General features: G+C 60.0%; 23 protein-coding genes and 1 riboswitch. Of the genes, 17 read left to right on the plus strand and 6 right to left on the minus strand.

The features are described 5' to 3' along the window. Window positions 1-585, minus strand: coding sequence for a ubiquinol-cytochrome c reductase iron-sulfur subunit (petA, locus tag ACR0K4_RS15695; protein ID WP_480519931.1), 585 nt, complete (start codon window positions 583-585; stop codon window positions 1-3). A gap of 487 nt (window positions 586-1,072) precedes the next feature. Between petA and ACR0K4_RS15700 the strand changes: the two genes are divergently transcribed. Then, window positions 1,073-1,519, plus strand: a complete 447-nt coding sequence (locus ACR0K4_RS15700; RefSeq protein WP_480519933.1) for a c-type cytochrome — start codon at window positions 1,073-1,075, stop codon at window positions 1,517-1,519. A gap of 47 nt (window positions 1,520-1,566) precedes the next feature. On the opposite strand, the gene ACR0K4_RS15705 is transcribed toward ACR0K4_RS15700, so the two are convergent. Then, entirely contained in the window at window positions 1,567-2,175 is a 609-nt protein-coding gene (locus ACR0K4_RS15705; protein ID WP_480854717.1) for a glutathione S-transferase, read from the minus strand. A gap of 56 nt (window positions 2,176-2,231) precedes the next feature. Beyond that, window positions 2,232-2,846, minus strand: coding sequence for an FMN-binding negative transcriptional regulator (locus tag ACR0K4_RS15710; protein WP_480854718.1), 615 nt, complete (start codon window positions 2,844-2,846; stop codon window positions 2,232-2,234). Window positions 2,847-2,901: 55 nt separating this feature from the next. Next, window positions 2,902-3,051: riboswitch (FMN riboswitch) on the plus strand. 127 nt (window positions 3,052-3,178) lie between these two features. Between ACR0K4_RS15710 and ACR0K4_RS15715 the strand changes: the two genes are divergently transcribed. The 5 genes from ACR0K4_RS15715 to cobO all read left to right on the plus strand — a co-directional run bounded on the left by ACR0K4_RS15715 (window position 3,179) and on the right by cobO (window position 7,142). Continuing rightward, window positions 3,179-3,619 (plus strand): 6,7-dimethyl-8-ribityllumazine synthase, encoded by a 441-nt coding sequence (locus ACR0K4_RS15715; RefSeq protein ID WP_480519939.1) that lies wholly within the window; start codon window positions 3,179-3,181, stop codon window positions 3,617-3,619. A gap of 127 nt (window positions 3,620-3,746) precedes the next feature. Beyond that, window positions 3,747-4,847 (plus strand): chorismate synthase, encoded by a 1,101-nt coding sequence (gene aroC / locus ACR0K4_RS15720; RefSeq protein WP_480854719.1) that lies wholly within the window; start codon window positions 3,747-3,749, stop codon window positions 4,845-4,847. Next, window positions 4,840-5,493 carry an HD domain-containing protein gene (locus ACR0K4_RS15725; RefSeq protein WP_480854720.1) on the plus strand — a complete coding sequence of 218 codons (654 nt, stop codon included), beginning with the start codon at window positions 4,840-4,842 and terminating at the stop codon, window positions 5,491-5,493. The genes aroC and ACR0K4_RS15725 overlap by 8 nt, the downstream gene beginning before the upstream one ends. Before the next feature lie 54 nt (window positions 5,494-5,547). Continuing rightward, window positions 5,548-6,483 carry a DMT family transporter gene (locus ACR0K4_RS15730; protein WP_480519945.1) on the plus strand — a complete coding sequence of 312 codons (936 nt, stop codon included), beginning with the start codon at window positions 5,548-5,550 and terminating at the stop codon, window positions 6,481-6,483. Between the two features lie 59 nt (window positions 6,484-6,542). Further along, window positions 6,543-7,142: a cob(I)yrinic acid a,c-diamide adenosyltransferase gene (gene cobO / locus ACR0K4_RS15735; RefSeq protein ID WP_480854722.1), complete on the plus strand. Its 600-nt coding sequence runs from the start codon at window positions 6,543-6,545 to the stop codon at window positions 7,140-7,142. Window positions 7,143-7,222: 80 nt separating this feature from the next. Here cobO and ACR0K4_RS15740 read toward each other — a convergent pair whose 3' ends face one another. From ACR0K4_RS15740 to ACR0K4_RS15750, 3 genes are all read right to left on the minus strand, one after another. Beyond that, on the minus strand, window positions 7,223-7,588 hold the full coding sequence (locus tag ACR0K4_RS15740) for an SPW repeat domain-containing protein (protein ID WP_480854723.1): 366 nt from the start codon (window positions 7,586-7,588) through the stop codon (window positions 7,223-7,225). Window positions 7,589-7,696: 108 nt separating this feature from the next. Next, window positions 7,697-8,647, minus strand: a complete 951-nt coding sequence (locus tag ACR0K4_RS15745) for an AraC family transcriptional regulator (protein WP_480854724.1) — start codon at window positions 8,645-8,647, stop codon at window positions 7,697-7,699. A 127-nt stretch (window positions 8,648-8,774) separates the two neighbouring features. Continuing rightward, entirely contained in the window at window positions 8,775-9,641 is an 867-nt protein-coding gene (locus ACR0K4_RS15750; protein WP_480854725.1) for a branched-chain amino acid aminotransferase, read from the minus strand. Window positions 9,642-9,801: 160 nt separating this feature from the next. Here ACR0K4_RS15750 and ACR0K4_RS15755 point away from each other — a divergent pair, with 160 nt between their 5' ends. The 11 genes from ACR0K4_RS15755 (at window position 9,802) to napH (ending at window position 20,302) form a co-directional block, all read left to right on the plus strand. After that, a complete protein-coding gene (locus ACR0K4_RS15755) occupies window positions 9,802-10,314 on the plus strand; it encodes a MarR family winged helix-turn-helix transcriptional regulator (RefSeq protein ID WP_480519955.1) in 513 nt (170 codons plus the stop codon). Further along, on the plus strand, window positions 10,311-11,012 hold the full coding sequence (locus ACR0K4_RS15760; RefSeq protein WP_480854727.1) for a response regulator: 702 nt from the start codon (window positions 10,311-10,313) through the stop codon (window positions 11,010-11,012). Before ACR0K4_RS15755 ends, ACR0K4_RS15760 begins: the two co-directional genes overlap by 4 nt. Before the next feature lie 69 nt (window positions 11,013-11,081). Beyond that, window positions 11,082-12,008, plus strand: a complete 927-nt coding sequence (locus tag ACR0K4_RS15765; RefSeq protein ID WP_480854728.1) for a histone deacetylase family protein — start codon at window positions 11,082-11,084, stop codon at window positions 12,006-12,008. After that, window positions 12,005-12,247: an exodeoxyribonuclease VII small subunit gene (locus tag ACR0K4_RS15770; protein ID WP_480519961.1), complete on the plus strand. Its 243-nt coding sequence runs from the start codon at window positions 12,005-12,007 to the stop codon at window positions 12,245-12,247. Before ACR0K4_RS15765 ends, ACR0K4_RS15770 begins: the two co-directional genes overlap by 4 nt. After that, window positions 12,248-13,111: a polyprenyl synthetase family protein gene (locus ACR0K4_RS15775; protein WP_480519963.1), complete on the plus strand. Its 864-nt coding sequence runs from the start codon at window positions 12,248-12,250 to the stop codon at window positions 13,109-13,111. A gap of 14 nt (window positions 13,112-13,125) precedes the next feature. Next, window positions 13,126-15,054 (plus strand): 1-deoxy-D-xylulose-5-phosphate synthase, encoded by a 1,929-nt coding sequence (dxs, locus tag ACR0K4_RS15780; RefSeq protein WP_480854729.1) that lies wholly within the window; start codon window positions 13,126-13,128, stop codon window positions 15,052-15,054. Window positions 15,055-15,250: 196 nt separating this feature from the next. Then, window positions 15,251-15,763, plus strand: coding sequence for a ferredoxin-type protein NapF (gene napF / locus ACR0K4_RS15785; protein WP_480854730.1), 513 nt, complete (start codon window positions 15,251-15,253; stop codon window positions 15,761-15,763). Next, the gene (locus tag ACR0K4_RS15790) at window positions 15,760-16,032 is read left to right on the plus strand and encodes a chaperone NapD (protein ID WP_480519969.1); all 273 of its coding nucleotides are present in this window, start codon (window positions 15,760-15,762) and stop codon (window positions 16,030-16,032) included. The genes napF and ACR0K4_RS15790 overlap by 4 nt, the downstream gene beginning before the upstream one ends. A 17-nt stretch (window positions 16,033-16,049) precedes the next feature. Continuing rightward, window positions 16,050-18,542 (plus strand): nitrate reductase catalytic subunit NapA, encoded by a 2,493-nt coding sequence (napA, locus tag ACR0K4_RS15795; RefSeq protein ID WP_480854731.1) that lies wholly within the window; start codon window positions 16,050-16,052, stop codon window positions 18,540-18,542. Window positions 18,543-18,569: 27 nt separating this feature from the next. After that, a complete protein-coding gene (napG, locus tag ACR0K4_RS15800) occupies window positions 18,570-19,388 on the plus strand; it encodes a ferredoxin-type protein NapG (RefSeq protein WP_480854732.1) in 819 nt (272 codons plus the stop codon). Then, on the plus strand, window positions 19,385-20,302 hold the full coding sequence (gene napH, locus ACR0K4_RS15805; protein WP_480854733.1) for a quinol dehydrogenase ferredoxin subunit NapH: 918 nt from the start codon (window positions 19,385-19,387) through the stop codon (window positions 20,300-20,302). Before napG ends, napH begins: the two co-directional genes overlap by 4 nt. Window positions 20,303-20,309 lie beyond the last annotated feature (7 nt).

Consider the following 20,309-nt stretch of genomic DNA (forward strand, 5'->3'; position numbering starts at 1 on the left):
TTAGCCGAGTTTGATGGTGCTGTTGTCCACCCATTCAGCGGGCGGAACGGGCAGGTTTTCAGGTGCGGGGCCTCTGCGGATACGACCGGCAAGGTCATAGTGCGAGCCGTGGCAAGGGCAGAACCAGCCGCCAAAGTCACCGGCATCGCCCAGCGGAACACAACCGAGGTGCGTACACACGCCCATCTGAACGATCCAGGCACCGGGTGCTTCGCCCTCGGGCGAAGGCATGACGCGGTTGGCATCCGTTGCGGGTGCATCGGCATTCAGGTTGAAGTTCCGCGCCAGCGGGTCGGGCAGATCGCCAACGGCTTCCTCGTCCTGCTGCTGAGCTTCCTGAATTTCGGCACCGGTGCGGTGACGGATGAACACGGGCTTGCCCAGCCATTTCACGGTCAGCTGCGTACCCGGCTCGACCCCGCTGACATCCACGCGGATCGACGACAGCGCCTGAACGTCTGCGGATGGGTTCATTTGGTTCACCAGGGGCCAAACGGCTGCCCCCGTCGCAACGACACCTGCGCCGCCAGCGACGTAGTAGAGGAAATCTCTGCGGTTGCCTTCGTGGTCTTCTGCGTGGGACACGAGGTTTTCTCCGATTACCAGCGCCCGAGTTTCGGGCAAACATGCATCAGCACCGCATCAAAGCGGCGTCTCATCGCGGCTATCTATCCGGGAGAAAACGGTTCGTCCAGCGGTCATAGGCGCGCACTACGCCGCATCTGGGCATTCATGTCACTACGCAGAGGCGAAAATTCAAGTTCCGGCGTCATTTTGTGCGAATGGATGCGGTCGAATCCCGAATCAGACAGTGGATGATTCGCCGGTACTGATAAGGACAGGTTGCCCGCTCCACACAGGCGGCATCCGCCTTGGATATGACCGGATGCCACCAGAAAATCGCCCTGAAATCGTCGCCAGAATTTCACGCTTGGCGCGAATCTGGCGCTCGTAAATTACGCCTCAGAAATAGATATTTTTAAACCGGGCCGTCGGGGCAGATTTCAATTGCACTTTTTACGAGAGTGGACATACGCAGCAATCAATTCACCCATCAATCGCGAGAAGAGCCATGTCAAAGATCACAGCCATCGCAACGCTGCTTACACTTGCCACCGCACCCCACGCACTGGCCGCCGGAGACCCGATCCGGGGCGAAAAGCTCTACAATCGCTGTTCTTCGTGCCACGCGATCATCAAAGATGGCGAGGTTCTGGTCAAAGGCGGCATAACCGGGCCGAATCTCTACGGCGTGGTCGGCCGTATCGCGGGATCTGAGAACGATTATCTGAATGGCAGCGAACGCCTGCCCATCGGAATGTTCACGGATGACATGATCCGCGCCGGTCAGGAGGGTTTGGTCTGGACCGAAGAAAACATCGCGGCCTATTCCAAAGACCCGATCGGTTTTATTCAGGATTATCTTGGCGATGACACAGCTCGTCCAAATATGAGCGTCAAACTGAAGAAAGGCGCAGAAGATATTGCTGCCTATCTCGTTACTTTCAGCGCCCCCTGAGCGTATCTAAAGGCCGGGGCCGTTCAGCCGCGGCCTTACCCGTGTGATCAGACCGGCGGACGCGTCGCCACCATGCTGGGCCGTGCGCTGAACGTGGCATACCATGCCGCCAGCGCATCATTGCCTTTACGCCAGCCTCGCGCGTCATGGCGCAGATCGAGGTACCCCAGCGCGCACCCCACCGCGATCTGCCCCATATCCAGCGGGCCTGAAAGATGCGCCAGCCAACGCTGGTTCAGTGCCGTGCAAGCACGTTCGATCTTAAGCCATTGAGCATCGACCCATGCAGTCCACTGCATCTCTTCGGTGCGCAACCGGCTCTCATATGTCATCAGCAGCGCCGCATCCAGAATACCGTCGGCCAGCGCTTCAAGCGTCAGCACATCCCAGCGCCGAGCCCCCTCCGGGTAAAAGCCCGCCTGCGCCCGGGCATCCATGAAAGCGCAGATCACGCGGCTGTCGAACAATGTGGGCCCGTCGGAGCGCTCCAGCGCGGGAACCTTGGTCAATGGCGCCTTGCCGATCAGTGCCTCGGCCGGGGCGACGGGAGTACTGGCCACGCCCTGCACCTCAACATCTTCAAGCTGGTTGGTCTCGTGCAGTAAAACCATGACCTTACGCACATATGGTGAGGTCGGGCTGTGATAAAGCTTCATATCAGGTCTCCTTGCCTGACGCGCAGAGTACAGCAGGCAGAGCAAAACAGAACCCGCTACGCGCCACGCATCAGATCCCGCAATGTCTCCAACTCATGGCCGAAACTGTCATCTGCGATCCGGTCGGCTGCGCGCAGGCGCACATCGTCCGGCTTGTTCTGGTTCAGCTTCCAGGTGCCCTCGATATCGCTGATATGCAAGCGGCAGGGCACGATCATCCGCAAGAACCGGCCCAGCACCTCGTCAGACATCTTCGACGCCAGCCATGGGGGTTTCGGCAGCAACCGATCCTCGAAAAACGCTGTTTGCCGGTCCAGCATACCCCGCAACTCCTCGGGTGGGCGCAGCTCAAGCTGACCCGTCAGGTGCACCGCCACGTAATTCCATGTGGGCACCTGGTCGTCGACCCCATACCAATCGGGCGAGACATACCCGTCAGGCCCCGAAACCGCGATGCGTGCCGCAACCGGCATCTTTAGCGCGCGAACGATCGGATTTGACCGAACCAGATGCAATTCGGCCAGGGAGGCATCCTCGTTCAGCAGAAACGGAACATGGCTTATCAGCGGCGCTGCATTAGTGGACACCGCCAACGCGCCAAAGGCACGGTCACGCGCAAAGACGGCATTCTGTGCTGCGGTCTCGGTCCGAAAGGCGGGGTTGGGGTGCATGGCGATCCTCCTGCCGAATTCTCTTGCAGAACCGGTGCGCGCTTGGCAAGCTCCGCCTCGTTCTCAGGGCGGGGCGAAATTCCCCACCGGCGGTATGCGGGCTGCGACCCGTAAGCCCGCGAGCGGCCCCGGATCCTCCGGGGTGACAGCAGATCTGGTGAGAGGCCAGAGCCGACGGTCATAGTCCGGATGAAAGAGAACGTGCAGCGTGTCGCACAGCGGCGCGTCTGTCCGTGATCGCCTTGGGTGACGTGTCATGCCGGGCTGGCAGCGAAAAGTGGGAACCGGTTTTCGCGACCGCCAGCAGGCCACCAAACTGAAAGGAGATCACCATGACACACACCCGCTATGCTTTCATCAAAGCCAACTGGCATGCAGATATCGTCGACCGCGCTCTGGATGGGTTCCTTGAACGCATTCCGGCCGACCAGGTCGATGTCTTCGACGTCCCGGGTGCCTTCGAAATGCCGTTGCTGGCCCGCGATCTGGCCCAGACAGGGCGATACGCCGCAATCGCCTGCGCTGCCTTTGTTGTCGATGGCGGCATCTACCGCCACGATTTCGTCGCCCAGGCCGTGGTGGACGGCCTGATGCGCGCCGGTCTCGATACTGGCGTCCCGGTCCTCTCGGTTTCGCTGACCCCGCACCAGTATCAGGAAACCGACCACCACAACGCCATCTACCGCGCGCATTTCGTCGAAAAGGGGCGCGAGGCCGCCCAGGCAGCACTCAGCATCACGACAACCCGATCAAAGCTTGCTGCCGCCGCCTGATCTTCATCTTTTCAAAAATACTCAATCGCGCTGCCCACCGGGCAGCGCTCCTGACCCATCCAGCCGCAAATCCGCTTGAGGCCAAAGGCACTCCCCGCTAATCACGAGCCTCAAAGGAGCACGCCCTATGTCGATGAACAGTTTCGGACATCTCTTCCGCGTTACCACCTGGGGCGAAAGCCATGGACCCGCCTTGGGCGCGACGGTCGATGGCTGTCCGCCGGGCGTCAGCATCGACGAAGCGATGATCCAGCACTGGCTCGACAAGCGCAAACCGGGGCAGAACAAATTCACCACCCAACGGCGCGAGCCCGATCAGGTGAAAATCCTGTCCGGCGTGTTCGAGGGCCAGACCACGGGAACCCCGGTCCAGCTGATGATCGAAAACACTGATCAGCGCTCGAAAGACTACGGCGATATCATGGACAAGTTTCGCCCGGGCCACGCGGATATCACTTACTGGCAGAAATACGGTATCCGCGACTATCGCGGCGGCGGGCGTAGCTCGGCCCGTGAAACCGCATCCCGCGTGGCCGCCGGAGGGCTGGCGCGCGAGGCCATCAAACAGATCGCGCCAAATGTGCAGATCACCGGCTATATGACCCAGATCGGACCTCGCAAGATCGACCGCGCCAATTTCGACTGGTCCCAGATAGACCAGAACCCGTTCTGGACCCCGGACGCAAAAGCCGCCGAAGACTGGGCCGCCTATCTCGATGACCTGCGCAAATCCGGCAATTCGGTCGGCGCGGTGGTCGAAGTCGTCGCCCGCAGCGTTCCCGCCGGGCTGGGCGCGCCGATTTACGCCAAGTTAGACACGGATCTGGCTGCTGCGATGATGTCGATCAACGCCGTCAAAGGCGTCGAGATCGGCGAGGGTATGGCAGCCGCCGAACTGACCGGCGAGGCCAATGCGGATGAGATTTTCATGGGCCAGAACGGCCCCCAATACAGCAGTAACCACGCAGGCGGCATTCTGGGCGGTATCTCGACCGGGCAGGACATCGTGGTGCGCTTTGCGGTCAAACCGACCTCATCGATCCTGACCACCCGCAAGACCATCACCAAATCGGGCGAAGAGACCGAGATCATCACCAAAGGTCGCCACGACCCCTGCGTCGGCATTCGCGCCGTGCCGGTGGGCGAGGCGATGATGGCTTGTGTGATTCTTGATCACTTGTTGCTGCATCGCGGCCAGATTGGCGAGAATCGGGGGCAGATTGGCTGATCTGCGCAGCCGACTGCGCGCCGCTGTCGCAGAACGCATGAAGACCGACCCGGCTCATGATTTGGCGCATCTGGACAGGGTCTGGCGCAACGCTCAAGCCATTTCAGACAACCAGACGGACATGCAGGTGCTGTTGGCGGCCTGCTATCTGCACGATCTGGTGAATCTGCCCAAAGATGACCCTCAGCGACAGTTCGCATCGCGTCGATCTGCCGAACAATCAGAGCCTATTCTGAGGCAGGTTGGGTTTTCCTCTGCCCGCATTGCCGCCACGCAACATGCGATTGCGGCCCACAGTTTTTCGGCCAATATTCCTCCGGAAACGCGCGAGGCCTGTATTCTGCGCGATGCCGATCGCCTGGATGCGCTGGGCGCAGTTGGCATTGCGCGCACTTTCATGGTCAGCGGCGCACTGGGTCGTGTGCTATATGATCCGACCGACCCATTTGCGGAAAACCGACCTCTGGATGATTTGCGATTTTCGGTTGATCACTGGAAGGTCAAGCTTCTGAACTTGCCCGATGGCATGTTGACTGAGCCGGGTCGGGTTTTGGCGCGACGGCGGGTCGCTTGTTTGATTCGGTACCTCGAAGAGCTGGCCGATGAGATCGGCCGTCCCTTGCCAGCGTGCTGGAAGAATGCCTGATTGGTACAATACTTTCGTTGATCTTTGAGCCGCAAAGGCGCAGATAAAGGCGCAATGGCTCAATCCTTAACATCGCATCGACCCATGCTCGCCGTGGGTCTGAAACTGAGTGCGCTGGTGTTATTCACCTCGATGGCTGCGCTGGTCAAAGCGCTGTCCGAGGATTTCCCGCCCGGCGAGATGGTGTTCTTCCGCTCGCTCTTTGCCATACCGGTCATCATCGGCTGGCTGATCTGGCGCCGAGAGCTGGCGCAGGGCTTTGTCGTCAAAAAACCTATGGGACATTTCTGGCGTGGGGTGCTGGGCACTTCGGCCATGGGACTGACCTTTACCGGCCTCAGCCTGCTGCCTTTGCCCGAAGTGACGGCCATCGGCTATGCAACCCCGATCTTTACCTTGATTCTCGCCGCATTCATGCTGGGTGAACGCATCCGCATGATCCGCATCGGCGCGGTGGCGATCGGCTTGCTGGGGGTTCTGATCATGATCTGGCCGCGCCTTGGCGGCAACAACATGGAACTCGCAGCCACCGTGGGGGCGCTTTGCGTTTTGGCGGCCACCATCGCGCGCGCGTTTGTGCAGATTCATATCCGACAGCTCGTGCAGGTGGATCATCCGGCGGCTATCGTGTTTTATTTCTCGCTTATCGCAACAGGGCTATCGGCGTTGACCGCTTTTTGGGGATGGACCCTGCCCACCTGGAATCAGGCTCTGATTCTCATCGCAATGGGTCTGATTGGCGGCGTCGCGCAGATTCTGGTGACCTCGTCTTACCGGTTCGGGCAGGCCTCGATGCTGGCACCCTATGATTACACGACCATGCTGTTTGCGATTGTCATTGGTTACATCTGGTTCGACGAATTGCCGACCCTGGTGATGCTGGGCGGGGCGACACTGGTTATTGCAGGCAACGTACTGGTCATTCTGCGCGAACATCAGCTGGGTCTGGAGCGCGGAAAGGCGCGTTCGGTCACGGACCCCAAAGCCTGACCTTTACCTTTGGCAAACTTCACTTAGGTTGAGCGCAACATCGAAAAAAGGTTCCCCACATGAGCGACGCGCAAGATCACAAGGAAAAGATGCAGAAGGTGCAAGCCCAGCACCGCAAGAAAGTGTCCGAGGCAGTCGATCCTGGCCGGGGCCTTGTGCTGATCAATACGGGCAAGGGCAAGGGCAAGTCATCGGCTGCGTTTGGTGTGGTGATCCGGGCGCTGGGCTGGGGTCAGAAGGTCGCTGTGGTGCAATTCATCAAGGGCAAATGGAAGACGGGCGAGCGGCGGTTCTTCGAGGAACGTGATCTGGTCACCTGGCACACGATGGGCGAAGGTTTTACCTGGGATACGCAGGACCGCGAGCGCGACATTGCCGCCGCCAATGCTGCTTTCGACAAGGCACGGGCGCTGATGCACAGCGGAGATTACGACCTTGTGGTGCTGGATGAGATCAATATTGCCTTGCGATATGAATACCTGTCTGTGGATCAGGTGATCGAGGGGTTGAACGAGCGCTCGGGCAAAACCAGCGTGTTTCTAACTGGCCGCGATGCGCCGCAGGCATTGCGTGATTATGCCGATCTGGTCACGGAGATGACCGAAGAAAAGCACCCGTTCCAGGCTGGGATAAAAGCGCAGCGTGGTGTTGATTTCTAAGTAACAGAGACGAAAATGCCCCGGCCATGACCGGGGCATCCTTTGTGTACTCTCGCGGGACAGACAGAATGGCGCGCAGTCTAGGCTGCCGCAGTTTGTTCGGGGGCGCTGAGGGCGATGACAATGACCACGGCTGCGCCGTTGATCCAGTAAAAGGCGGCATCCAGACCGGTAAACCCAAGCAGGCTGGGCGCGGCCAGGAATGTCAAACCGACCAGAAGGTCGACCGTCAGGTGGAGCTTGTAAGGCAGGACGCGCCAAATCCCCAGATGATGGTCCGTCAGAACGGTTAGCACAAAGGCCGCGACGCCGGTGACGACGGACAGCCAAAGTGCCAGCGGGTTGGATTGGCCCAGACCCAAAATAAAGGGCAGGGTCATCAGCGCGATGGCAACGGGATAGTCAAGATAGGCGTGAATATTGCGGGTGACGAAACGGGCGGACATGAAGGCTCCTTTCCTTGCTTGGCATATTGCTAAGATAGGGGAAGGAAACCGAACGTATCAGCCCGGATCGTTCGCGATGAATTGCAGATCGTTCAAAATGGCGGGGCTTTAGTGCATCGCGCGGTAAGCTGCGGGAGACAGGCCAACCTGTTTTTTGAACACACGCGAAAAAGCGGCCTCGGACGCATATCCGACCTCGGCGGCGGCGTCGGCCACATTCCAGCGACTTTCGGTCAGGCCATGACATGCGATCTGCATCCGCCAGTCAGTCAGATATTGCATCGGGGTCGTTCCCATCTTTTCCGCAAAGAGCTGGGCAAAGGCAGTGCGGGACATGCCGGCTTCTCGCGCCAGAAGCTCGACGCTCCAGTCCTGCGCCGGGGCCTGATGGAATGCAGTCAGCGCACGCGAGACCCGCGGATCGGCAAACCCCGCAAGAGCAGATTCGCTTGGGCTTTGATGCTCCAGATGGGCACGGATCGCCTGCGCAAACAGCACCTCGGACAGTTTCAGGGCGATCAGGTCACCACCGATCCGGGCACCGTTAACCTCGGATCCGATCATGCGCAGGGTGGATTCGATCCAGGCCCCGGCCTCTTCACCGTAGTTTTCGATCAGGATATAGGGCGGCAGGCGGTCAATCAGCATATGACCCGTGCCCTGACGCCCCGGCGGCCCGGTAAACGAGAAATGCCCGCAGATCAGCTGCGTGTCGCGGCTTTTGTCTTCCCCGCCATACACCAGAACGCCATCGCCTTTGTAACCCGCATCATCCAGCACCTGTTCCAGAGGCAGCGCGTCCAGTGGTTTGACTTCGTTGCACAACAGAGCGTGAGCTAATCCATGCGGGATCAATACAAGATCGCCCTGTTTCAAACGCAGCGTTTCGCCTGTGTTAGAGACATGTACCTTCAATTCCCCGCGCTGCACAAAGTGAAATCGCGCGACGTTTTCAAAGGCGGGAACCTGTATGCCGAATGGCGGCGTGAACGAGGTTCTGAAATAGAACGTTCCCCGCAGGGACAGGCGGGTGAGGATATCGCTGAGCAGATCTAACATGTGTGTAAGCTACACCAATACGCGCAGACGTCCAGTATGCTGAACGATCAGCAAGAATTCTCGCACGTTGGGTCAAGAAAAACCCCCGCAATTCTGCGAGGGTTCTTGATTGTGACGTGTTGAGGCTTCAGGCGCGGACCAGCGCCTCGTAATCCGCAGCGATTTCGCGCGTCAGATCGCCAACCTCGAACGTGTAGTCGCCGATCTGTCCGACCGGAGTGACCTCGGCGGCGGTACCTGTCAGCCAGCACTGTTCGAAATCGGCCATTTCTTCGGGCTTGATCCGGCGCTCATGCACAGTGATGCCCTTGTCTTTCAGCATCTGGATGACAGTCTGGCGGGTGATGCCATTCAGAAAGCAATCGGCCAGCGGCGTGTGGACTTCGCCGTCCTTGACGAAAAAGACATTGGCCCCGGTGGCCTCGGCCACGTAACCGCGCCAATCCATGAACAGCGCGTCCGAGCAGCCCTTGGCCTCGGCCTTGTGCTTTGAAATGGTGCAGATCATGTAAAGACCTGCTGCCTTGGCGTGAACCGGGATCGTTTCGGGGCTGGGGCGTTTCCATTCCGCGATGTCCAGCTTGGCGCCCTGCATCTTGGCGTCGCCATAATAAGCGCCCCATGGCCAGACAGCCACAGCCATCCGCACCGGGTTCTTGGCCGACGCCACACCCATATCGTCGCCCGACCCGCGCCACACCAGAACGCGCACATAGGCGTCTTGCAGGCCGCTGGCGTTCAGGGCTTCTTCCTTGGCGGCCTCGATATCGTCCACCGAATACGGCATCGGCATATCCAGCGCCTCGGCCGAGGCAATCAGGCGCTCGGAATGAGCGCGGCTTTTGAAGATCTTGCCATTATAGGCCCGTTCGCCTTCAAATACCGAAGACGCGTAGTGCATCGCATGGGTCAGGATGTGCACATTGGCCTCGCGCCAAGGCACCAGTTTGCCATCCAACCAGATGACACCGTCACGATCGTCATACCCCGCCATGCGAAACCTCCTGCCTTGGGTTGATGAGTTCGAATGTTGCGCCCGACCGGTGTGATCCGGCGACAAAATTGCGCAAAAACTGCGGTTCGATACCTGTCTACCCTTGGAATGTCAATAACGCTGACATAAACTCGGAAATGAGTAACGAATGAGGCACGATATGTCGGATATCCGCCCCGCCCAGGTTTTTGGCGGAGAAAGTCTGTTGTTTCTGACAGATGAACAGCTGCGGCAGGGCATCGAGGCAATGTTTTTTGCCTATCGCGGATTTACCGCCGATCCGGACCGCATACTGTCGGACATGGCCTATGGGCGAGCGCATCACCGGGCGATCCACTTTATCAATCGGGCACCGGGAACCACTGTGAACAACCTGTTGGCCATATTGGGTGTGACCAAACAGTCCCTGAACCGGGTGTTGCGAACCTTGATCGAGGACGGTTTGGTTCAAAGTCGTGTGGGGACAGTGGACAAACGGGAAAGACATCTATTTCTGACAGAAGAGGGTCGTGCGCTAGAGGCCACATTGTCCGAAGCGCAGCGCGTTCGGATGCGCGCGGCGTATAAGGATGCGGGTCCCGAGGCGGTTTCGGGATTTCGTAAAGTACTTGAAGCAATGATGGATGCTGATATGCGTCATGCCTACAAGAAATTGCGGGATACCACCTCATGAGTGATATGGATGCCCACCTTCTGATCGTGGATGATGACGAGCGTATTCGGGATTTGCTCAAGAAATTCCTGATGCGCAACGGGTTTCTTGTCACATCAGCGCGCGATTCGTCTCATGCCAGGCGCGTCTTGTCGGGGTTGGATTTCGACATGATTGTGCTGGATGTCATGATGCCGGGTGAGGATGGCGTGAGCCTGACCAAGGCGTTGCGGGAAACAAATGCGACCCCGATCCTGCTTTTGACCGCACGTGGCGAGACCGAGCATCGCATCGCAGGGCTTGAAGCCGGAGCGGATGACTATCTGGCCAAACCGTTTGAACCGAAAGAGCTTTTGCTGCGGATCAACGCCATTCTGCGGCGTATGCCGGAGACGCCTGCGCAAGATACGGTTGCGAAGATATTGAACCTCGGCCCGATCCGGTACGATATCGAACGCGGAGAGATGTGGCAGGGCGAGGACCCAGTGCGCCTGACCGCCACCGAAAGCCAGCTGATGAAGATTTTTTCGGCGCAGCCGGGCGAGCCGATCAGCCGGGCCAAACTGGTTGAAGATCTGGGCCGCGACAAGGGCCAGGCGCAGGAACGGGCCGTGGATGTGCAGATCACGCGGCTGCGGCGCAAGATCGAGCAGGACCCGAAACAGCCGCGCTATCTGCAGACCGTGCGCGGCGCCGGGTATATGCTGGCGCCGGATTGATTTAGCCGCTGCGCGGCGGTTTTTTGCCTTCGGCGAGGATATTTTTAGCCAGATGAAGATGGGATCCTGATGACGACTGCGCTTTTGACTCATGCCGATTGTCTGGGGCATGTGACACCGGACGGGCACCCCGAGCGGGTGGCGCGGTTGGAGCATGTTTTGCACGCGTTAGAGCCTTTGGAGTTGGATCGACGCACGGCTCCGATGGCGGCGGATGATGATCTGTTGCGGGTGCATCCGCAGAGCCATATCGACGAGATTCGGCGTGGCAGGCCTGTTGAGGGGTTTGCTCAGATCGATGGGGATACGTTTTTGTCGCCGGGTTCGGTCGATGCGGCCTATCGCGCGGCAGGGGCGGCGGTGCGGGCGGTCGATCTGGTTTTGGGCGGCGAGGTCGGGAATGCGTTCTGCGCCATTCGTCCGCCGGGGCATCATGCAGAATCCGAGACGGCGATGGGGTTTTGCCTGTTCGGCAACGCGGCGTTGGCGGCCAAACATGCGCTGGACCATCACGGGCTGAACCGCGTGGCGGTGGTGGATTTCGATGTGCATCACGGCAATGGCACGCAGGACCTGTTGTGGGACGAGCGGCGGGCGCTGGTGATCACTAGCCAGCAGATGCCGCTGTGGCCCGGCACAGGCCGCGCGGATGAGACGGGCGCGTTTGAAACGGTGGTGAACATGCCTCTGGCCCCCGGCACAGGCGGTTCGGAAATGCGTGCGGCCTATGAAACGCAAGCTTTTCCGCGTTTGCGCGCGTTCAAGCCGGAACTGATCATCATCTCTGCCGGGTTTGACGCGCATCAGGATGATCCGCTGGCCAATCTCAACTGGTCCACCGGCGATTTCGCCTGGATCACCGCCGAGCTGTGCAAGATTGCCGATGAGGTTTGCGGTGGCCGTATCGTCTCGACTCTGGAAGGCGGGTATGATCTGAACGCACTGGCTGAGGCGACACGCGCCCATGTGGAAGAACTGATAAAGGCAGCACGATGACCGATACTCCAGTCGAACAGATGACCTTTGAGCAAGCGATGAAAGAGCTTGAGGCCGTGGTCGGCCAGCTGGAACGCGGGGATGTGGCGTTGGATCAGTCGATCGCTTTGTATGAGCGCGGGGCGGCGTTGAAGAAACGCTGTGAGGATGAGTTGAAGCGCGCCGAGGAAAAGGTGGCCGCGATCACGCTGAACGCGGATGGTCAGCCCACCGGGACGACGCCTGTCGAAGGTCAGTAAATGTTTCGTGAAAGGCTGGCGCAGGACGCGGCGCGGATTCAGGGCCATTTCGATCTGGTTCTGGGGGGGCTGGACGATCTGGACGTGACCCGGGCCATGGCCTACGCCACCGAGGGCGGCAAACGTCTGCGCGGGTTTCTGGTGCTCGAGAGTGCGCGGTTGCATGGGGTCGATGAAACCCGAGCGATCTGGCCTGCCACCGCCATAGAAGCGCTGCACGCCTATTCGCTGGTTCATGACGATCTGCCTTGCATGGATGATGATGACCTGCGGCGCGGTCGCCCCACGGTTCATGTGAAATGGGATGACGGGACGGCCGTTCTGGCCGGGGATGCGCTGCAGACATTGGCCTTTGAGCTATGCGCCCAACCCGAAGTTGGTCATGCCGAAATCCGCGCCGATTTGACCCTAACACTGGCGAAAGCAAGCGGTGCGCAGGGGATGGTATTGGGTCAAGCCCTTGACATCGCGGCGGAGACGTCAGACCCGCTGACATTGGATCAGATTACGCGCTTACAGGCGGGAAAGACCGGAGCCCTTATTGAATGGTCAGCGTGCGCTGGGGCGCGTCTGGCGCAGGCCGACCCGACCCCCTTGCGCCAATATGCCCAAGCGCTTGGCCTTGCTTTTCAGATCGCCGATGACATTCTTGATGTCGAGGGGGATGCCGAAAAGGCCGGAAAGCGACTGCAGAAAGATGCCGATGCGGGCAAGGCAACCTTTGTCTCGCTGCTAGGTCTGGATGCCGCCAAGTCCCGCGCAGCCGAACTGGTCGAACAGGCTTGCGCAGCGCTTGATGGGTACGGGCCGAAGGCAGAAACCTTGAAGCAGGCTGCCCGCTTCGTTATTGCCCGGGACAGCTAAGCCAGGATTGCCAAATGTCTGACCGCCCGAATACGCCTCTGCTGGACCTTGTGAACCGCCCTGCGGACCTCAAGCAGTTTTCGGACGCGCAGTTGCATCAGGTAGCGCAGGAATTGCGGGCTGAAACGATCTCGGCCGTGTCCGTCACTGGCGGGCACCTTGGGGCGGGGCTGGGTGTAGTGGAACTGACCACGGCGCTGCATGCGGTGTTCGATACGCCGCGCGACAAGATCATCTGGGATGTGGGCCACCAGTGTTATCCGCATAAAATCCTGACGGAACGCCGCGACCGCATTCGCACCCTGCGCATGAAGGACGGGCTGAGCGGTTTCACCAAACGCAGCGAAAGCCCGTATGACCCGTTTGGCGCGGCTCATTCCAGCACCTCGATCAGTGCCGCGCTGGGGTTTGCCGTGGCGCGGGATCTGGGTGGTGTGACGCCCGAGGGGCTGGGCGATGCGATTGCCGTCATTGGCGATGGCTCGATGTCCGCAGGCATGGCCTTTGAGGCGATGAACAACGCAGGCCACCTGAAGAAGCGCCTGATCGTCATCCTGAATGACAACGAGATGAGCATTGCGCCGCCTGTGGGGGCCCTGTCCAACTACCTGTCGCGCATCTATGCCGAGGAACCGTTTCACGACCTGAAAGCTGCCGCCAAAGGCGCGGTTTCGCTGCTGCCAGAGCCCTTCCGCGAAGGCGCCAAGCGCGCCAAGGAGATGCTGAAAGGCATGGCCGTGGGCGGGACGCTGTTCGAAGAGTTGGGTTTTTCCTATCTCGGCCCCATTGACGGGCATGATATGGACCAGTTGCTGCCGGTTCTGCGCACCGTCAAGGCGCGGGCGACGGGGCCGATCCTGATCCATGTGCTGACCAAGAAGGGCAAGGGCTATGCCCCCGCCGAGCAGGCCCGCGACAAGGGTCATGCGACCGCCAAGTTCGATGTGGTGACGGGCGAGCAGAAGAAAGCGCCCTCCAATGCGCCATCCTATACCTCGGTCTTCGGTAGAACACTGGTCGAAGAAGCCGCGCGCGATGACAAGATCGTCGCGGTGACTGCCGCGATGCCAGATGGCACCGGGTTGAACCTGTTTGCCGAGCGCTACCCGTCGCGCTGTTTCGACGTGGCGATCGCGGAACAGCATGGGGTGACCTTCTCAGCGGCGCTGGCCGCAGGCGGGATGAAGCCGTTCTGCGCGATGTATTCGACCTTCCTGCAACGTGGCTACGATCAGGTGGTGCATGATGTGGCGATCCAGCGCCTGCCGGTGCGGTTTGCCATCGACCGCGCGGGATTGGTCGGCGCAGATGGGGCGACTCATGCTGGTTCTTTTGACATCGCCTATCTGGCCAACCTGCCCGGCATGGTTGTCATGGCCGCTGCGGATGAGGCTGAACTGATGCATATGGTTGCCACTGCTGTGGCCCACAACGATGGCCCAATCGCCTTCCGCTATCCGCGGGGCGAGGGCGTCGGCGTTGACTTGCCGGAACGGGGCGACGTGCTTGAGATCGGCAAGGGGCGGATCATCCAGACAGGCGCGCGGGTTGCCCTGCTGTCATTCGGAACACGGCTGGCCGAAGTTCAGAAAGCCTCCGAAGCTTTGTCTGCCAAGGGTATTACGCCCACCATAGCGGATGCCCGGTTTGCCAAGCCATTAGACAAGGAACTTATTCTGGATCTGGCCGCACAGCATGAGGCCCTGATCACCATAGAAGAAGGGGCCGTGGGCGGTTTCGGCAGCCATGTCGCGCAGCTGTTGGCGGATGAGGGCGTGTTTGATCAGGGGCTCAAGTATCGGTCCATGGTTCTGCCGGATATCTTCATTGACCAGGCTAATCCTGCGGACATGTATGCGGTGGCCAGTATGAACGCTGAACAGATCGAAGCCAAGGTGCTGTCGGTTCTGGGTGTATCTTCGATCAGTGAGAAACGCGCCTAAGGGTCGGGGCTCGCGACTCAAGAACGACTCACACTCATGCATTTGAATTCATGTATTTTTCTGTCATGTTTTTTAAAGTGCCTAAAAAATAAACATTTCTCGAAATGACTTAAGTCAATTTCCGGTCACTTGCGACTCGCTACAAGGCTGACAGAGCAGGCCCAACCCCTGCTCTTGTCGTAAAGGTCGCGAGCGAATGAATAAGTTAGCCAGCCGCCGCGCCTTTCTGAAGGGAAAGGTGCTGCGTAATGATCGGACATCTATCCGTCCGCCCGGTGCAGATGAGGTCGAATTCCTTGATCTGTGCACGCAATGCGACGAATGCGTCGAAGCCTGTCCGGAAGAAATCATCACATTCGATTCGCACGGGTGGCCAGTTGTTCAACTGAATGCCGGAACCTGTACCTTTTGTGGCGATTGCGCCACCGCCTGTCCCACCGGAGCGCTGGACCCCGAACATGTGGCCGATTGGCCGTGGCGGGCGAAAGTATCGACGTCGTGCCTGTCCATGAACGGCGTAAGTTGCCGGATGTGTCAGGACGTCTGCGACCATGGCGCGATCCGTTTTAAGCTGAAGAAGGGAGGTCGGGCTGAACCGACGCTCGACACCGACAGCTGCACCGGATGCGGTGCTTGCGCCAGCGCCTGCCCTGCCGGATCCGTCAGCTTTGAACGCCACACCCCACCCGCACCGGAGGTTGCCTTATGAACATCTGTGGATGCCTCGTACATGTCACCCCAGAGACCACCCAAAGCGCGCAGGATACAATTGCGCGGGTGAACGGGGCCGAAGTTCACGCGGCGGCCGAGGATGGCCGCCTTGTTGTCGTGGTCGAGGATACGCCGGAAAAACTGGCGTCCGAGACGATCATGGATTTGCACCAGATCCCGGGCGTGATCTCGCTGTCGCTCACCTATCACCATTTCGAAGACCTCGCGGAAACTCGTCCGCATCTTGATGCTTCCCGCCAGACATAAAGCCGGAGACCCATGTCATGACCATCTCTGAATCCCGTCGGACCTTTTTGAAATCAACCGCCGCCGCCGCGACTGCCTCGGCCGCCGGTTTGCCGCTTGCAACCGGGCAGGCCAGCGCACAGGTCGGAAACCCCGACATTCGCTGGGATAAGGCCGCGTGCCGGTTCTGCGGCACCGGGTGTTCGGTTCTGATCGGCACCAAGGAAGGCCGTGTGGTCGCCACTCAGGGCGACCCGGACGCACCGGTCAACCGGGGCCTGAACTGCATCAAGGGCTATTTCCTGTCCAAGATCATGTACGGCAAGGACCGCCTGACCATGCCGATGCTGCGCAAGACCAACGGCGAATATGACAAGAACGGCGAATTCGAACCGGTCAGCTGGGATGAAGCCTTTGACGTCATGGCCGCCAAGTGGAAAGAAGCGCTGGCCAAGAAAGGCCCGACCAGCATCGGTATGTTCGGCTCGGGCCAGTGGACCGTCTGGGAAGGCTACGCCGCCGCCAAGATGATGAAGGCGGGGTTCCGGTCTAACAACATCGATCCCAACGCGCGGCACTGCATGGCCTCGGCTGTGGTGGGCTTTATCCGCACCTTCGGCATTGATGAGCCGATGGGCTGCTATGACGATCTGGAACACGCGGATACCTTTGTGCTCTGGGGCTCGAACATGGCGGAAATGCACCCGATCCTGTGGTCGCGCCTGACCGATACGCGCCTGACCAAACCGGGCTGCGAGGTGCACGTGCTGTCCACCTATGAACACCGCTCGTTCGAACTGGCCGATAACGGCATGGTCTTCACGCCGCAGACCGATCTGGCGATCCTGAACTATATCGCCAATTACATCATCCAGAATGGCGCGGTGAACGAAGAGTTCGTCAAGAACCACGTCAATATCACCAAAACCGCCACCGATATTGGCTATGGCCTGCGCGACAATCACCCGCTGCAGCAAGAGGCCGAGAACCCCAATGTCGGCAAGATGGAACCCATCAGTTTCGAGGAATATGCCGAGGCGGTTTCGAAATACACGCTGGAATATACAGCGGAACTGTCCGGTGTTCCGGCTGACAAGCTGGAGCGTCTGGCCCAGCAATATGCCGATCCCAACCGCAAGGTCATGAGCCTGTGGACCATGGGCTTCAACCAGCACACACGCGGTTCCTGGGTGAACTCGCTGATGTATAACGTGCACCTGCTGGTCGGTAAGATCTCGGAACCCGGCAACTCGCCGTTTTCGCTGACCGGTCAGCCCTCGGCCTGTGGTACGGCGCGCGAGGTTGGCACCTTTGCCCACCGTCTGCCCGCCGACATGGTGGTGATGAACGACAAGCACCGCGAGATTTGCGAGACCGCATGGAACGTCCCGGCAGGGACCATCCCGCCAAAACCCGGCTTCCATGCCGTTTTGCATCACCGCAAGCTGAAAGACGGTGATTTGAACGCGTATTGGGTGCAATGCACCAACAACATGCAAGCCGCACCGAACATCAACGAGGAAGGTTATCCCGGTTACCGCAACCCCGAGAACTTCATCACCGTTTCGGATCCGTATCCGACCGTGACCGCGCTGTCGGCGGACCTGATCCTGCCCACGGCCATGTGGGTCGAGAAGGAAGGCGCCTATGGCAACGCCGAGCGCCGCACCCAGTTCTGGCGCCAGCAGGTCAAGGCGCCGGGTGAAGCCAAGTCGGACGTCTGGCAGGTCATGGAGTTCTCGAAACGCTTCACCGTCGAAGAAGTCTGGGGTGAAGAGTTGCTGGCCACCATGCCCGAGCATCGCGGCAAGACCATGTATGACGTATTGTTCGCCAACGGCGTGGTCGACAAATACCCGCTGTCGGAGACCGCCGAAGGATTCGACAACGACGAATCCGAACACTTTGGCTATTACATACAGAAGGGTCTGTTCGAGGAATATGCCGAGTTCGGGCGCGGCCACGCGCACGATCTGGCCCCGTTCGAGGTCTACCATCAGGCCCGCGGTCTGCGCTGGCCGGTCGTGGACGGCAAGGAAACGCTGTACCGTTTCCGCGAAGGCTATGACCCCTATGTGCCCGAAGGGGCGGGGGTGAAGTTCTATGGCAAGAAGGACGGCAAGGCGAACATCATCTTTGCACCTTACGAGCCGGCAGCCGAAGAACCGGATGCGGAATACGATCTGTGGCTGTGCACAGGGCGCGTGCTGGAACACTGGCACACCGGGTCGATGACCCGCCGCGTGCCGGAACTGCACCGCGCTTATCCGTCGGCTGTGGTCTACATGCACCCCGACGACGCGCGTGATCGTGGTCTGCGACGCGGGCAAGAGATCGTGATCTCGACCCGCCGTGGCGAGGTAACCAGCCGGGTTGAAACCCGCGGACGCAACAAGGCTCCGCGCGGGTTGGTCTTCATGCCCTTCTTTGACGAGCATCAACTGACCAACAAGCTGACGCTGGACGCGACCTGCCCGCTGTCGAAAGAGACCGACTTCAAGAAATGCGCCTGTAAGGTCGAGCGCGCGTAAAAGGCTGGCAAGGCAAAGGTAAGACCCATGTCTGGTGTTGGCTCTCCCCTCTCGCCGCAGCGGCGCCGGTTCCTGCAGGACTCGGCGCGCGCAGCGGGCGGCTGCGTGGCAGCCGGGTCCCTGTTGGCCTGGCTGGCGCAGGACGCACGGGCGTTGCCAGCCGAAGCATTGCGACCCCCCGGTGCCTTGCCGGAACAAGACTTTCTGTCGGCCTGTATCCGCTGTGGTCTATGTGCACGTGATTGCCCCTATGACACTCTGAAACTGGCCGAATTGGGTGTGGATGCGGTCGCCACCGGCACGCCCTATTTCACCGCCCGCGATGTGCCGTGTGAGATGTGCGACGATATTCCCTGCGTCGCCGCTTGCCCGACCGGCGCATTGGACCCGGGGCTGGACAATATCGACGACGCTAAAATGGGCGTAGCCGTTCTGGTGGATCAGGAAAACTGCCTGAACTTCCTCGGCCTGCGCTGCGATGTCTGCTACCGCGTTTGCCCCGTCATCGACGAGGCGATCACGCTGGAAACCGAACACAACGCCCGTTCCGGCCATCACGCGATCTTCATACCGACTGTCCATGCCGATCACTGCACCGGCTGCGGCATGTGCGAGAAAAGCTGCGTTCTGCCCGAGGCCGCGATCAAGGTTCTGCCCGCCCGGCTGGCGCGCGGGTCCAGCGCGGATCACTACCGCAAAGGCTGGGAAGAAAAAGAGGCCAAGGGCGCACCGGTCGTCGAAGGCATCATCGACCTGCCCGACCGCCTGCCGGGACCGGGTACCGACAATCTGGCCGCGCCGGGCGGATTTGAGCCCAGTTTTAAATTGCCGGGGGTGACGCAATGACCGCCCGCACACATCTGCCGCTGGGACAAGAAGCCGTTCAGGTCAAAGGCTGGGTTGGGGCCCACAAATACCTGCTGCTGCGCCGCGCCAGCCAGCTGTTTTTTCTGGCCCTGTTCCTTGTGGGGCCGTGGTTCGGGATCTGGATCGTGCAAGGCACGCTGGCGGGGTCTCTGACCCTTGGCGTGTTGCCCCTGACCGACCCGTTTGTGTTCCTGCAGAGCCTTATCGCAGGGCACTGGCCTGAATTGACCGCGGCCATCGGCGCGGCCATCGTATTGGTCGCTTATGCCCTGATTGGCGGGCGTGTCTATTGTTCCTGGGTCTGCCCGATAAACCCGGTGACGGACGGTGCGCACTGGCTGCACCGCAAGCTGGGCCTGCAGAAAGGGTGGCAACCCAAACGCGGCACGCGCCTGTGGATCATGGTCACCGTTCTGATCGTATCCGGCCTGACCGGCGTGATCGCCTGGGAGCTGGTCAATCCGATCACGATGCTGCATCGCGGCCTGATCTTTGGCATGGGCTTCGTCTGGGCCATGGTCATCGCGATCTTTCTGTTCGACCTGTTGGTTTCTCGCCACGGCTGGTGCGGCCATGTCTGCCCGGTTGGTGCCTTCTACGGGCTGGTCGGCCATAAAGCGATGCTGCGGGTCAGCGCAACCAACCGCTCGGCCTGTGACGATTGCATGGACTGCTATGCAGTCTGCCCCGAAAACCACGTCATCTCTCCGGCGTTGAAAGGCAAGGTGGACAGCACCCCGCTGATCCTTTCGCCGGACTGCACAAACTGCGGTCGCTGTATCGATATCTGCGCCGTTGACGTCTTCAAGTTTACTCACCGGTTCGACGAGGATCTCGTCGCGCCACCCGATCCCATCGCCGCGCCCGAGGCGCGCGCCGCCAGACACATCTAAGGGAGTG

Source organism: Ruegeria sp. K11 (genome assembly GCF_056531905.1).

What these genes read in the sequence shown, in the direction of transcription:
- ACR0K4_RS15700 (WP_480519933.1), top strand. Translation starts at nt 1,073, where the DNA reads ATGTCAAAGATCACAGCCATCGCAACGCTGCTTACACTTGCCACCGCA.
- ACR0K4_RS15705 (WP_480854717.1), bottom strand. Translation starts at nt 2,175, where the DNA reads ATGAAGCTTTATCACAGCCCGACCTCACCATATGTGCGTAAGGTCATG.
- ACR0K4_RS15710 (WP_480854718.1), bottom strand. Translation starts at nt 2,846, where the DNA reads ATGCACCCCAACCCCGCCTTTCGGACCGAGACCGCAGCACAGAATGCC.
- ACR0K4_RS15715 (WP_480519939.1), top strand. Translation starts at nt 3,179, where the DNA reads ATGACACACACCCGCTATGCTTTCATCAAAGCCAACTGGCATGCAGAT.
- aroC (WP_480854719.1), top strand. Translation starts at nt 3,747, where the DNA reads ATGTCGATGAACAGTTTCGGACATCTCTTCCGCGTTACCACCTGGGGC.
- ACR0K4_RS15730 (WP_480519945.1), top strand. Translation starts at nt 5,548, where the DNA reads ATGGCTCAATCCTTAACATCGCATCGACCCATGCTCGCCGTGGGTCTG.
- cobO (WP_480854722.1), top strand. Translation starts at nt 6,543, where the DNA reads ATGAGCGACGCGCAAGATCACAAGGAAAAGATGCAGAAGGTGCAAGCC.
- ACR0K4_RS15740 (WP_480854723.1), bottom strand. Translation starts at nt 7,588, where the DNA reads ATGTCCGCCCGTTTCGTCACCCGCAATATTCACGCCTATCTTGACTAT.
- ACR0K4_RS15745 (WP_480854724.1), bottom strand. Translation starts at nt 8,647, where the DNA reads ATGTTAGATCTGCTCAGCGATATCCTCACCCGCCTGTCCCTGCGGGGA.
- ACR0K4_RS15750 (WP_480854725.1), bottom strand. Translation starts at nt 9,641, where the DNA reads ATGGCGGGGTATGACGATCGTGACGGTGTCATCTGGTTGGATGGCAAA.
- ACR0K4_RS15755 (WP_480519955.1), top strand. Translation starts at nt 9,802, where the DNA reads ATGTCGGATATCCGCCCCGCCCAGGTTTTTGGCGGAGAAAGTCTGTTG.
- ACR0K4_RS15760 (WP_480854727.1), top strand. Translation starts at nt 10,311, where the DNA reads ATGAGTGATATGGATGCCCACCTTCTGATCGTGGATGATGACGAGCGT.
- ACR0K4_RS15765 (WP_480854728.1), top strand. Translation starts at nt 11,082, where the DNA reads ATGACGACTGCGCTTTTGACTCATGCCGATTGTCTGGGGCATGTGACA.
- ACR0K4_RS15770 (WP_480519961.1), top strand. Translation starts at nt 12,005, where the DNA reads ATGACCGATACTCCAGTCGAACAGATGACCTTTGAGCAAGCGATGAAA.
- ACR0K4_RS15775 (WP_480519963.1), top strand. Translation starts at nt 12,248, where the DNA reads ATGTTTCGTGAAAGGCTGGCGCAGGACGCGGCGCGGATTCAGGGCCAT.
- dxs (WP_480854729.1), top strand. Translation starts at nt 13,126, where the DNA reads ATGTCTGACCGCCCGAATACGCCTCTGCTGGACCTTGTGAACCGCCCT.
- napF (WP_480854730.1), top strand. Translation starts at nt 15,251, where the DNA reads ATGAATAAGTTAGCCAGCCGCCGCGCCTTTCTGAAGGGAAAGGTGCTG.
- ACR0K4_RS15790 (WP_480519969.1), top strand. Translation starts at nt 15,760, where the DNA reads ATGAACATCTGTGGATGCCTCGTACATGTCACCCCAGAGACCACCCAA.
- napA (WP_480854731.1), top strand. Translation starts at nt 16,050, where the DNA reads ATGACCATCTCTGAATCCCGTCGGACCTTTTTGAAATCAACCGCCGCC.
- napG (WP_480854732.1), top strand. Translation starts at nt 18,570, where the DNA reads ATGTCTGGTGTTGGCTCTCCCCTCTCGCCGCAGCGGCGCCGGTTCCTG.
- napH (WP_480854733.1), top strand. Translation starts at nt 19,385, where the DNA reads ATGACCGCCCGCACACATCTGCCGCTGGGACAAGAAGCCGTTCAGGTC.